Genomic DNA, 13,554 nt, shown 5'->3' with positions numbered 1-13,554 from the left:
TGGAAGGGGTTAGATTTAATGTTAGCGAGAAAGGCTGCTGTAGGCCGCGTTAAAAGCGATGTGTTAGTTGGGGTACAAGGGAAACGAGAAAGCAAAAGTATTGTTTTCGATTTAAGTCCTACGCTGAAAACTATAGTACAGTGGATAGCTGTAGTAGTAGGCTTTTTATTCGTTGCTATGATTATGAACGCTTATATTACTAAATTAGGTTATGAAGTAGTTAAAACACAGGCAGCTATAGTACAATTAACTAAAGATAACGATACTCTTAGTGTAGAAGTAGCATCATTAAAATCTCCAGTGCGAGTTCAAAAAATTGCAGCTGAAACATTGGGAATGGTTTTGCCTGATTCTTTTGTATATAGCACAAAAAGTACGACTACAGAACGCAATGTGCAAACGAAACAGCAAATTATAGACTAGCCAGGCAAAGCAGCTCTCGTAGGAGCTGCTTTCATTTGCGTATATAGAGGAGAATAGACATGAAATCTTTACAAGATATCATTACGGTTATAGATAGCCAGTCTGTGACGGGTCATCAAAAGGTATCTATTGCAGATATTACGGCGGACTCGAGAGCAGTGAAAGAGAATAGTTTATTTATTGCCCTTGATGGGGCTACTGTAGATGGTCATGATTACATTGATCAAGCTATTGCAGCAGGGGCTATTGCAGTCGTTGTATCTAAACCAGTGAAGGTGAGAGGTGATGTATGCGTTATCACTGTAGCAGATACGCGTCAAGCAATGATGGATGCAGTACCGTATTTCTTTGATTACCCTGCTAATGAAATGCGCATGATCGGTGTGACAGGAACAAATGGGAAAACGACGACCACTCATATGATTCGTCATATTTTGAAAGCTCAAGGTCACAAAGTAGGTGTTATCGGCACTGTTCATATTATGATTGGAGATACTACTTATCCTATTAATAATACGACGCCAGATGTAGTTGATTTGCAACATATTCTCCATCAAATGGTAGAAGAAGGGGTCTCCCACTGCGTTATGGAAGTGTCTTCTCATGCATTAGATTTAGGTCGAGTAGCTGGTGTTGAATTTGATACGGCAGTATTTACTAATTTGACACAAGACCATTTGGACTTTCATAAAACATTTGATAATTATTTAGCCGCTAAATGCAAGTTGTTTGAACAAGTGAGCTATGAAGGCCAACATAAACTTCGAAAAGGGGCCGTTATAAATATTGATGATCCATATGGGGAAAAAGTGGTAGAAAAAACGACAGCCCCTATTATTACGTATAGTACTCGTGGAGCTGGTTCCCTCAATGCTAATCACATTGAAATGTCTACTAAATCTAGTGAATATGTAGTGCAATATAATAATCAAGCCTATCCTGTATCGATGAATACAACGGGATTATTTAATGTGTATAATACTTTAGCAGCTATTGGCGCTTGTATCCATGAAGGCATTTCTATGGAATCCATCGAAGAAGCGTTGAAAACATTTACTTCTGTACCGGGCCGATTTGAGCTCGTTGAAGAAGGACAAGATTTTGCTGTTGTTGTTGATTATGCACATACACCAGATGGGTTGGAAAATATTTTAGAGACAGCGGAAGCGATTAAAGAAAATCGCATTATCGTTGTATTTGGTTGCGGTGGCGACCGAGATGCTACAAAACGTCCGATTATGGGACGCATTGCAGCTGAACATGGGGATGTTATTTATGTGACTTCTGACAATCCTCGCACAGAAGATCCAGTGCAAATCGTAAAAGATGTAGAAGTAGGTGTGAAAGAAGGATTACGAGAAGGAACGTCTTACGAGGTTATCATCGATCGCCGCGAAGCGATTCAACATGCAATTGGAGAAGCTAAAACCGGCGATATGGTCATCATTGCTGGTAAAGGGCATGAAACTTATCAAATCTTAAAAGATAAAACGATTCACTTTGATGATCGAGAAGAGGCGCGACAAGCTCTTAAGGAGATCTAATATGGCAAAATTTACAGTCCATGATGTTGTAAAAGCTACAAAGGGCTTTTGCAATAATGAAGTTCATATAGAATTCCAAGATGTATCTACTGATACGAGAACGATAGAGAAAGGTTTTCTCTTTGTCGCTTTGCGTGGCGATACCTTTGATGGGCATGATTTTATTTCTACAGCCATTGAAAAAGGTGCTACTGGTGCGATTGTAGAAAAAGGTCGTTCTGTAGAAGGTATCGTATGTATCGAAGTTGATAATACATTGAAGGCTTATCAAGATTTGGCGAACTTTCATAGACGTCGGTTCTCTATTCCTGTAGTGGCCATTACAGGTTCGTCGGGAAAAACGACGACTAAAGAAATGGTAGCAGCCGTACTAGGTACGGAATTTAATGTGTTAAAAACAGAAAAAAACTTTAACAATGAAATTGGTTTACCGAAAACATTGTTGCAACTTACGGAAGCTCACGAAGCGTGCGTGGTGGAGATGGGGATGCGAGGTCTCGGTCAAATCGAAGAACTAGCATTAATTGCAGAACCTACTATTGGTATGATTACTAATGTGGGGACGAGTCACATTGAATTGTTAGGTTCCCAAGAAGCGGTAGCAGAAGCAAAAGGCGAATTGATTCGCTGTCTTGGGGACGATAGCATTGCAGTGCTTAATGAAGATGATTCTTTTGTAAGTGCTATGAGCGAATTTGCCAAAGGCAAAACGATGACCTATGGTATTCATAGTAATGCGACGATTCGGGGGAGTCATTTAGGTTATAAAAAAGATGGTATTAAGTTTACTTGCAAAGCCTATGATGATGTATTTGATGTATTCCTTCCTATGATTGGGGAATACAATGTGTACAATGCATTAGCAGCTATTGCGGTAGGTCGTGCATTGGGCGTGAAGGTGTCGAAAATAAAAAAAGGACTCGGTGAATTTGCGGGAACGCCAATGCGTCAAGAAATCATTTCTTTCCCTAACATCGTTATTCTTAACGATGCTTATAATGCGAATCCTTCTTCTATGAGTGAAGCCATCAAAGCACTCGGTCAATTAGAAGGAAAACGAAAAATTGCTATGCTTGGTGATATGCTTGAGTTAGGTAGTTTTACAGAAGAAGAGCATCGTAAAGTAGGTAAATTACTAGGTGAAGAAGGTTATAGCGTAGTATTTACTTTTGGCGATGCAGCTGAATATATTGCGAAAGAAGCAAATTTGGCTGGATTGGAAGTACATCGCTGTAATAGTCATTTAGAAATGGCTAATGCTTATCATGATATTTGTGAAAAAGGGGATGTCATTTTAGTAAAAGGTTCTCGCGGCCTTCGTATGGAGCGCGTCGTAGAAGAACTAAAAGAGTTTCAATAATAGTAGATGAACAGGCTAGATTTCTCTAGCCCTATTAGTCTTTATAAGGGAGTAGGGAACTAAAGATGATCTATCACATTCTAGTAGCCTTTATTGCTACTTTTGTTATTACCTTTATACTAGGAAAAATCGGTATTCCTGTGCTTAAATCCTTACATGCACAACAAAGTATCCGTGAAGAAGGCCCAGAAAGCCATCAAGCAAAAGCTGGTACACCAACGATGGGTGGCGCTTTTATGATGCTTGCCCTCACCATAGGGATAGTACTATTTGCACCGTGGAATGTAGCTACAGGAATGCTCTTATTTTTGACGTTAGGACATTGTTTATTAGGATTTTTTGATGATTTTGTAAAAGCTGTTAAGAAACGTAACTTAGGGTTAACAGCTAAGCAGAAATTGCTAGGTCAATTTATTTTGGCTGCCTTATTTTGCTACGGCTTAACAGAAGTTACAACATTATCAACGTCTTTATGGATTCCTATTGTTAATACGTATATCGATTTAGGTTGGGCTTACTATGGTTTAGTGTTCCTTATTATCGTAGGCGCAACGAATGCAGTAAATCTTACAGATGGTCTCGATGGTTTAGCTGCAGGCACGTCTGCTATTGCGGCTATTGCGTTTACTGTTATCGGTTTAATGCTAAGCTCTTCGACAAACGCATTAGCAGCTGAAAGCGTAGCTTATTTTGGAGCCATTGTAACGGCTGTATCGTTAGGGTTCCTGATTTTTAATATTAACCCTGCTAAAGTATTTATGGGCGATACTGGATCGTTAGCATTAGGCGCTGCTTTTGCAGGCATGGCGATTTTAACGAAAACAGAATTATTACTCGTTGTTATTGGTGGTATTTTCGTTATGGAGGCATTGTCTGTTATTATTCAAGTTATTTCTTTCAAAACCCGTGGTGTGAGGGTCTTTAAAATGAGTCCTATCCATCATCATTTTGAATTATCTGGTTGGTCTGAGCAAACTGTGGTCAATCGATTCTGGTTCGGCGGCGCTCTATTAGCAATTGTTGGTGTACTTATTGCGACTGTATCGATGTAATTTATAATAGAAAGTCTTAACTTGAAGAAGATTTAATGGTATTCTTATAAGATAAGATATTTTTAGTGATTATAATTGGGTGGTATACATGGAGTACGGAGATAAGTGCATACTTGTGCTCGGTGCAGGGGCTAGTGGCATCGGAGCAGCATGGGTGTTAGGACAATTAAAAGCAAATGTAATTTTGAACGATTATAAGGTTGTCGATTTTGATGACGAAACTCGTAAACGTCTAGAAGCGGCTGGGGTTACCATCATTACAGGTCGACAAGATAATGATTTGCTAGACGGTGTTGATCGTATTATTATTTCCCCTGGTATTTCCTTATCTATACCCATTGTTCAAGCTGCTATGGAACGACATATTGAAATTGTTAGTGAAGTTGAATTGGCTTATGATATTTGCAAATCTCCTATTCTTGGTGTTACTGGTACAAATGGTAAGACCACAACTACCACATTACTCACCAATGTGATGACCGCTACAGGTTTACCTGTGAAAGTAGGTGGCAATATTGGCGACTCTTTAAGTGAAGTGGCTTACTCTATGCCTGAAGGCGGTTATGTAGTAGCAGAATTGTCTAGTTATCAGCTGGAAACAATCAAAGATTTTCGTGCATTAGGCGCCATAGTTCTGAATGTTTCACCAGATCATTTAGCTCGTCATAAGACGATGGAGAATTACATTGCTGCAAAGAAACGTATCTTTAGTAATCAATTGAGTGCAGATTTCGTTGTTCTCAATGGGGATGATTCAATCGTTGCAGCCATGGCTGAAGGAACGCCTAGTCAAGTATTGATGATCAGTCAACATGGAGAAGTACATTGTGGTGCGTATTATAAGAGTGGTACTTGTTATGCTGTAAAAGACGGTGTATCTCGAGCTATTATTAGCGACGATGATATTCACGTACAAGGCAGCCACAATATTGAAAACATATTAGCCGTCATTGCTCTTACTTATGCGTTAGGGGTGGATGTAGCGCTTATTGGTAAAGTCATTAGCGATTTCCGGGGCGTAGAACATCGCTTGGAAGACGTAACAACGATTCATGGTGTACGATTTTACAATGATTCGAAAGCGACAAATACAGATTCTGTAATTAAAGCCTTAGAAGCCTTTACAGAACCCGTTATTTTACTAGCAGGAGGTCATGATAAAATGACACCTTTAGATGATTTCATGGCTTTTGTTAAAGAGCATACCAAAGAAGTCATCTTCATGGGAGAGGCAGCGGAGCGCTTTGAAGTAGCTGCTAAAGAAGTAGGTATGAGTCGTATTCATAGAGTGACATCTATGAAAGAGGCAGTAGAGTTAGGTTATTCATTAGCCACACCAGGTGATATTGTGTTGTTATCGCCGGCTTGTGCTAGTTTTGATTGGTATGGCTCCTTCGAAGAACGGGGAGATGCTTTTAAACATTGGGTACACACGTTAGAAGAGAGGAGCTAAGGCTGTGAAACGGATCATTATTTCTGGTGGTGGCACTGGTGGACATATTTACCCTGCTATTACTATTTATAAGGAAATTATGAAAATGGAGCCTGACGCGCAAGTTCTCTATGTAGGTACAGAACATGGATTAGAAGCTGATTTAGTACCAAAAGAAGGTATTGATTTTGTTACACTTCCTGTACAAGGTTTACAGAGAAAATTATCCTTAGGAACCTTGGTGACATTAGGAAAAACAGCTTGGTCATTGGTGAAAGCTAATTCTATTATTTCCGATTTTAAACCTGATGTTGTAATCGGTACTGGTGGTTACGTGTGTGGTCCTATTTTATTGGCTGCTGCATTACGTAAAATTCCTACTATTATTCAAGAACAAAATGTCATTGCTGGTATTACTAATAAAATCCTCAGTCGATTTGTGGATGTAGTAGCCGTTGGCTATGAAGAAGCTAGTAAGTCCTTTGATAAAGCAAAGCGTATCGTCTATACTGGAAATCCAGTACGCCCAGAAGTACTAGTCGATTCTAGAGGTGATGGGCGGTCGTATTTCAATTTAGACGATACTATATTTACGGTTTTAATTGCTGGTGGTTCTCGTGGTGCCCGTACGATTAATCGGGCTATGGTAGATGTGCATAAGCACTTTAAAGATCGGAATGATATCAAGCTCATTCATATTACTGGTAATGGGGAATATCAATCTGTATTAGATCAATTGGGGATTGATAATGGGGAAGCATTAGGATCATCCTCTTTGATTTTGCCTTATTTACACGATATGCCAAAGGCTTTATCAGCAGCTGATTTAGCAGTTTTTCGAGCGGGCGCTATCGGTTTAGCGGAATTGGCTGTTAGAGGGATTCCCTCTGTTTTGATTCCGTATCCCTATGCAGCAGAAGACCATCAAACATATAATGCCCACATTTTTGTTCAACAAGGGGCTGCGCATATGATTGTTGATAAAGTATTAAGTGGACATGATTTAATTGGGGAAATTGAAATGTTCATGGATAATCGTGCATTATTGGCTCAAATGGGAGAACGAGCTTTGCAATTAGGTAGACCCAATGCAGCTCGTCATATAGGAGAAATTGCATTATCCATGGCGAAGTAAGGAGAGTTATATTATGTTAGAAGGTATTCATAAAATCCATCTCATTGGTATTGGTGGCTCTGGAATGCGCGCCATTGCCAATATATTGATTCAAAAAGGATTTGATGTATCTGGCTCTGACGTAATGGAATCAGATATTATTAAACGCTTTAGAGATATGGGTGCTACTATTCATATTGGTCATAATAGTGCCTATGTAAATGGCGTAGATGCAGTAGTTCGATCCACAGCTATACATGAGAATAATCCAGAAATCGTAGCTGCTAAAGAGGCAGGCATTACGATTTTACATCGCTCTGATATTGTGAAAGCTGTGTTAGATGTAACAGATGGTATTGCTGTAGCTGGTGCTCATGGTAAAACATCAACTACGTCTATGATTGGTCAAATTTTAATCGAAGGTGACCTAGATCCTACTGTTATTATCGGCGGTGAAGTGGATTATTTAAAAGGCAGTAGTTGTTTAGGAGGAGGCCGTTATTCTGTGGTAGAAGCGGATGAAAGTGACGGTTCTTTCTTAAAATTGAAGCCTCGCACTATTGTGATTACTAATATTGAAGATGACCATATGGACTACTACAAAACGATGGACAATTTACTCAATGCCTTTTGTCAATTTGTAGAGACCTTAAGGCCTGAAGATAAAGCTATCGTTTGCGGCGATAATGAAGATATTAGAACCGTTATGGCTAAGGTAAATCGACAATTTGTTACTTATGGATTAGACGAGTCCAATGATTATATGGCTAAAAATATTCACTATGAAGATAGTTCCTTAGTGTACGATGTGTTTCATAAAGGAAGTAATTTAGGCAGAATTCATTTGCGCGTTCCAGGGAATCACAATGTATTGAATTCCTTAGCTGCGTTTATTGTAGCTTACGAAGTGTGTGGTGTACCGGTGGCGACTATTGCAAAAGGTTTAGGTAAATTTATCGGCGCTAAACGGAGATTTGAAACGAAAGGTCACGTGGCTGGTGTATGGGTTGTAGATGATTATGCGCATCACCCAACAGAAATCAAAGCCACTTTGAAAGCTGCTAAAGAGCTAGAAAAACATCGTGTTATCTGTGTATTCCAACCGCATAGATTTTCTCGAACCCAATTGTTGAAAGATGAATTTGCTACAGCTTTCACTAACGCAGATGAAGTCTATATGACTGATATTTATAGTTCTGGTGAAGCGCCTATTGAAGGAATTAATGGAGACACGATTCCTTCCGCTATTGAAGCGGCTACAGGTCGTAGTGTTAATTATGTAGCAGACGTTAATGATTTACCGCAAGTATTATCCAAAGTTGTGCGCCCTAATGATTTAGTCATCACGATGGGTGCTGGGTCGATTAATCAATATGGACCTAAGTTATTAGCACTATTGGAAGAAGGTTTACAATGAAAGATAAACATATTGTCGTATTAATGGGTGGCCCTTCGGCAGAAGCAGAAGTATCTCGCCGTACCGGTGCTGCCATTGCAGAAGCGTTGGCAAGTAAAGGGTATACAGTATCTCCTTTGGAGCTCAACCCACGAACTGTGTTACAAGACATTGAAACACTCGGTGGAGAAGTTGTATTTAATGCTATCCATGGGCGTTATGGTGAAGATGGTGCCTTACAAGGCCTTTTGGAAATGGCTGAAATTCCTTACACGGGATCGGGCATTATGGCTCATTCTGTAGGGATGAATAAAAAAGTAAGTAAAGACGTATTTAAAGGCGCTCATATTCCAACGGCGGAATCTCGTTCTTATAATGCCACAGTAGAAAGCAAAGATGATATTATCGCCTCTATTAAAGATAATTTCTCTTTCCCTGTAGTCGTTAAAGCGGCTACACAAGGATCGAGTATCGGTGTGGCCATTGTCAAAGAAGAAACTGCTTTAGTAGAAGCTGTAACAGAAGCGTTGCGATATGACTCCGTTTTGGTGGCTGAACAATTTTTAAATGGTCGTGAATTTACTGTGTCTATTTTAAATGGTAAAGCCTTACCAGTTATCGAAATTCGTCCTCATTCGGGGGAATACGATTATGAAAGTAAATATACGGTAGGAGCCACTGAATATTTAGTGCCTGCTCCAATCGACGAAGAGATGACAAAAGCAATGCAAGCTATTGGTGAATTAGTGTATGCTGAAGTGCAAGGTAGCGGTGTCATCCGTGTAGATATTATGACGGATGACAACAACAATATGTATGTATTGGAATACAATACTGTACCAGGCATGACAGCGACTTCCTTAGTGCCAAAAGCGGCACGAGAAGTAGGCATTGAATTCCCTGAACTATGCGAGAAAATTTTATTAACAGCAGGCTACGGTAAATTTTAAGGCCTTTACTATGTGAGGAGTTATGTTATGGATGATATGAATCACCATCCATCCAACTCTGGGGAGATGGATCATGTAAAGGACGCTAATGGGACGGCCCCTGTGGCTAGTTCCGAACCAAGACTTGTTAATACAGAGGAAAGGGAGCGTCTATTATTTAGAAAAAAAGTATTAAAAATAGGCCTTGTAGTGGCTGTTATTTTAATCGCTTTATTTACATTACCAATACCATTGGGTTCACTAAAGGTAACAGGAACGCAGAAGGTAACCCTTCAAGATGTAGAAATCGCTGGTAATATAGAGGAACCGATTAATATATTGCACATTAATACAGATACCTTGAAACGTCGTTTAGCTAATGATCTTCGTATCGAAGAAGCTCATATTAGTTATGAGTTGCCTTTAACTATGGTTGTTCAAATCGTTGAGCGTAAAGCTATGGTAACAGTGCCGGCACAGTTTGGTTATTTGGCGTTAGATCAGAATGGTCAAGTTATCGTTTCTGAAGATGCTATTGAAGATACATCGGTGCCTATTATTTCTGGTGTTAAAGGCGGTAATATTTTATTAGGTGATTTCGTAAAGGATGAACCTATATTGCAGACTTTGACATATTTACAAAACTTAGATGAAGAAACATTTAAGCAAATTGCAGAGATTAACGTAGGAGATCCAAACCATATATTAGCTTATACGGTATCGGGTATACAAATTCGGATTGGCAATGGTAATAACTTGAAAGAAAAAGCAGAACTAACGCAATCTATGCTTAAAGATTTAATCAAGAGCCAAGGTATTGTCGAATATATTGATGTAAATCCGGCAGCCCCTTATATTAAGACGGATACAGGGCTGCAGGGATCTATATCAACAGGGAATACAAAAGCGAATTAATTATTACATATCTCATTATAGAGATAGTGGAAAGTTTTTAAATTATAGTGTAAAATATATATGATTGTTATAATTTAATCTGCATATAAATTGAAAGCATTGCATTTATATTGACGATGATAGATAACGATAAGAGGAGGAAGTTCAATGTCAGATTTTGCTAATATTAAAGTTATCGGTGTAGGTGGCGGCGGTAACAATGCTGTAAACCGTATGGTTGATAGCGATTTGAAAGGTGTTCAATTTTTATCTGCTAACACAGAGAGCCAAGTATTAGAATTGTCCAAAGCAGACGTTACAATTCAACTTGGTGAAAAAGTAACTAAAGGCTTAGGTGCTGGTGCAAATCCTCAAATCGGTGAAGAAGCAGCTCAAGAAAGCCGCGAAGATATCATCAAAGCTCTTGACGGTGCTGACATGGTATTCGTAACTGCTGGCATGGGTGGCGGTACTGGTACTGGTGCAGCTCCAATCGTAGCAGAATGTGCAAAAGAAGTTGGCGCATTAACTGTAGGTGTTGTGACTAAACCATTTTCCTTCGAAGGTAAACGTCGTCGTGCGCAAGCTGAAAAAGGTATTGAGTTCTTAACTCAAAAAGTTGACACTATCATCGTAATTCCTAATGATAAATTGTTACAAGTTGTTGATAAAAAATGTTCTTTAAGCGATGCATTCCGCACAGCTGACGATGTACTTCGTCAAGGTATTAAAGGCATTTCCGACTTGATTCAAGTTCCTGGTTTGATCAATCTTGACTTTGCAGACGTAAAAACGATTATGACTGAGCAAGGCGAAGCATTGATGGGGATCGGTGTTGGCGAAGGTGAAAACCGTGCTGCTGATGCTGCTAAAATGGCTATTAACAGCCCATTATTGGAAACTTCTATTGATGGTGCAAAAGGCATCTTGTTAAATATTTCTGGTAGTGAAAACCTCAGTTTATTCGAAATTAACGAAGCTGCTGAAATCATTGCTGATGCAGCAGATCCAGATGCAAATATCATCTTCGGTTCCGTTATTGATGACAGCTTAGGTGATAAAGTTCAAATCACTGTTGTTGCTACTGGCTTTAGTGGTAGTCCTAAAGCAGTGCCTGAATTTGGAAAATCTACTGGTGCTCGCTCTACTGCAACGTCTAGCAGTATGCCAGAAATTCCAGCATTTATGAGAAAATAATATGTTTATGAGTGCACATCTTATATGAGATGTGCCTCTATATTCATATAAGCCTTATATAATATATGTACTATATATGTATAACTATAGAAAGACACAAACGTAACTTATTAAGACACATGAAGTATATGTGTGTATAGGAGGTACCAATGAAAAAGTTAGTATTATTGACATTGGCAGCTACAGTAATTTCTACTAGTGCTTTTGCAGCAGCTGTACCAGTAACAAAAATCAGCGATGGATCTACAAAAGTACAAGCTGATTATGCATTTAATCAAAAGGTTTCTAATGGGGGCGGCAGCAATAACGATGGTTTTGGTGTGTCCTTAGAACATGATTTAAGCGATAAAACTGCTGTGCAATACTCTTACGATAAAGTAAATGCCGATAATGGTGATATTAAAAACCACCAATTCGGATTAGTGTACAAAGTACATCCTAATGTAAATTTATATGGTGCTGGTACTGCTATTCGTACACATGACACTGAGCTTGGCGTACAAGCAGGTGTAATTGGCCACATGCCTTTAACAGATAAAATCAACGGTTTCGCTAAGGCTGGCTGGGGTAATGATGTGAAACAAACTTACCAAGTTGGTGCTCAATATGAATTGAAACCTAATGTTGATTTAAACGTGTATTACGCATATGATAAGTTCAGTGTAGATAGTGAAGAAAAATCTTCTAAAGGCTTACATGCTGGTGTAGGTTACACATTCTAATCCAATAGTTTAAAACTAAAGCCGATGCATTTAGATTGTCTAGATGCATCGGCTTTTTATATATTCATGCATGTATACAATATTTTCGTTGAATATACATTGTCACGAGAAGAAACATTTTGTATTATAAATATGTAATCTTTCTTTTTTAGATAGGGTGGTGTGTTCACAATGATTAGTGTGGCAGCAAAACATGCAAAAGGCAAAAAATTAAAAGATGTCATTTTCGTTACTGCAGGACAGGCAGCAGAAGATACGCGACAAAATGGCCGCGATGTAGTTATTAATGGCACATTAGGGGCTATTTATGATGAAGAAGGTCGATTAGTATTCTTAGAAACTGTAAAGCAGGAATATTTGGGTTTAGGTGATGCAGAGCACATCGGCTATGCACCTATTGCAGGGATTCCGGAGTTTTTAGCCGCCGCAGAACAAGCTTGCTTTAGCGAGTCGCGCCCTGATGCGCATATTCGTAGCATTGCCACTGCTGGTGGTACAGGTGGCATTCACCATATTATTCATAATTATACTGATCCTGGTGACGAAGTATTGACTGCTGATTGGTATTGGGGTTCTTATCGAACAATTTGCAGCGATACAGGCCGTACTCTCGTAACGTATACTTTATTTGATGAGCAAAACCGTTTCAATCATGATGCGTTTCAAAATCGCGTTAATGAATTGGCTGCTAAACAAACAAATGTTGTAGTCATTTTCAATAGTCCTGGAAATAATCCAACAGGTTATTCTGTAGAAGATAATGATTGGGATAGTATTTTGCAATTCTTAAAAGACTTAGTCGCTATTGGCCGTAATAATGTAATTCTTGGCATCGATGTAGCGTATCTCGATTTCTCTGGAGAAAAAGAAGAGGTGAGAGGCTTCTTCAAAAAATTTGGTAATTTACCAAAAGAAATCCTCACATGTGTATGTTATAGCTTGTCTAAAGGCTTCACTATGTACGGTCAACGGGTAGGGGCTTTAATTGGTATTTCTTCAAATGAAGAGATTGCTGAGGAATTTTTAGACATTAATAAATGTACGAGCCGCGCTACGTGGTCAAATATTTGTCGTCCAGCAATGCGGACAATGGCCAATATTATGGCAGACCCAGAAAAAGTAAAAGCCTATGAAGCAGAACGTAATTGTTATTATCAATTGATTTGCGATCGGGCGGAAATCTTTAAACGAGAAGCTGCTGAAGTAGGATTGCCAATGTTGCCATATCGCGGTGGTTTCTTTATTACTATTCCTACGGAATCTGCTACGGCTATTTGTGAAGAGCTTAAAAAAGATCACATTTATGTTATTGCCTTGACCAATGGTATTCGTATTGCTGCCTGTGGGATCCCTAAATTCCAAATGACTGGTTTGGCGGAAAAAATCTATAATACTATGAAAGCATTAGGTAAATTATAAATACATAAGGCTATGATTTTTGTAGTAGCGAATTAATAAAATATTAAAAGGCTAGCCCTAATTTGACTAGGG

At 39.0% G+C, this 13,554-nt stretch carries 12 protein-coding genes; all 12 read left to right on the top strand.

What is annotated here, in order from left to right; genetic code table 11:
• Positions 1-18: 18 nt before the first annotated feature.
• Positions 19-423, top strand: a complete 405-nt coding sequence (locus NFR29_RS07260; RefSeq protein ID WP_251425004.1) for a septum formation initiator family protein — start codon at positions 19-21, stop codon at positions 421-423.
• A 59-nt stretch (positions 424-482) separates the two neighbouring features.
• Positions 483-1,967: a UDP-N-acetylmuramoyl-L-alanyl-D-glutamate--2,6-diaminopimelate ligase gene (locus NFR29_RS07255; RefSeq protein ID WP_251425002.1), complete on the top strand. Its 1,485-nt coding sequence runs from the start codon at positions 483-485 to the stop codon at positions 1,965-1,967.
• Between the two features lies 1 nt (position 1,968).
• Positions 1,969-3,327: a UDP-N-acetylmuramoyl-tripeptide--D-alanyl-D-alanine ligase gene (locus NFR29_RS07250; RefSeq protein ID WP_251424999.1), complete on the top strand. Its 1,359-nt coding sequence runs from the start codon at positions 1,969-1,971 to the stop codon at positions 3,325-3,327.
• Positions 3,328-3,392: 65 nt separating this feature from the next.
• Positions 3,393-4,379 (top strand): phospho-N-acetylmuramoyl-pentapeptide-transferase, encoded by a 987-nt coding sequence (gene mraY, locus NFR29_RS07245; protein ID WP_251424996.1) that lies wholly within the window; start codon positions 3,393-3,395, stop codon positions 4,377-4,379.
• Positions 4,380-4,467: 88 nt separating this feature from the next.
• Positions 4,468-5,832, top strand: a complete 1,365-nt coding sequence (gene murD, locus NFR29_RS07240; protein WP_251424993.1) for a UDP-N-acetylmuramoyl-L-alanine--D-glutamate ligase — start codon at positions 4,468-4,470, stop codon at positions 5,830-5,832.
• A 4-nt stretch (positions 5,833-5,836) separates the two neighbouring features.
• The gene (gene murG / locus NFR29_RS07235) at positions 5,837-6,946 is read left to right on the top strand and encodes an undecaprenyldiphospho-muramoylpentapeptide beta-N-acetylglucosaminyltransferase (protein WP_251424990.1); all 1,110 of its coding nucleotides are present in this window, start codon (positions 5,837-5,839) and stop codon (positions 6,944-6,946) included.
• A 13-nt stretch (positions 6,947-6,959) separates the two neighbouring features.
• Positions 6,960-8,342, top strand: coding sequence for a UDP-N-acetylmuramate--L-alanine ligase (gene murC / locus NFR29_RS07230; protein WP_251424987.1), 1,383 nt, complete (start codon positions 6,960-6,962; stop codon positions 8,340-8,342).
• On the top strand, positions 8,339-9,271 hold the full coding sequence (locus tag NFR29_RS07225) for a D-alanine--D-alanine ligase family protein (protein WP_251424984.1): 933 nt from the start codon (positions 8,339-8,341) through the stop codon (positions 9,269-9,271). The genes murC and NFR29_RS07225 overlap by 4 nt, the downstream gene beginning before the upstream one ends.
• A gap of 27 nt (positions 9,272-9,298) precedes the next feature.
• Positions 9,299-10,165 carry a cell division protein FtsQ/DivIB gene (locus NFR29_RS07220; RefSeq protein ID WP_251424981.1) on the top strand — a complete coding sequence of 289 codons (867 nt, stop codon included), beginning with the start codon at positions 9,299-9,301 and terminating at the stop codon, positions 10,163-10,165.
• A 147-nt stretch (positions 10,166-10,312) separates the two neighbouring features.
• Positions 10,313-11,341, top strand: a complete 1,029-nt coding sequence (gene ftsZ, locus NFR29_RS07215; protein WP_251424978.1) for a cell division protein FtsZ — start codon at positions 10,313-10,315, stop codon at positions 11,339-11,341.
• 149 nt (positions 11,342-11,490) lie between these two features.
• Complete coding sequence (locus tag NFR29_RS07210) at positions 11,491-12,063, top strand: porin family protein (RefSeq protein WP_251424976.1); 573 nt, start codon at positions 11,491-11,493, stop codon at positions 12,061-12,063.
• A gap of 171 nt (positions 12,064-12,234) precedes the next feature.
• A complete protein-coding gene (locus tag NFR29_RS07205) occupies positions 12,235-13,482 on the top strand; it encodes an aminotransferase class I/II-fold pyridoxal phosphate-dependent enzyme (protein WP_251424973.1) in 1,248 nt (415 codons plus the stop codon).
• The last annotated feature ends 72 nt before the right edge of the window (positions 13,483-13,554 follow it).

The sequence above is a fragment of the Veillonella agrestimuris genome, assembly GCF_943193065.1.
GTDB classification, from domain to species: Bacteria; Bacillota; Negativicutes; order Veillonellales; family Veillonellaceae; genus Veillonella; species Veillonella agrestimuris.
This window is presented reverse-complemented; position numbering and strand designations above follow the sequence as displayed.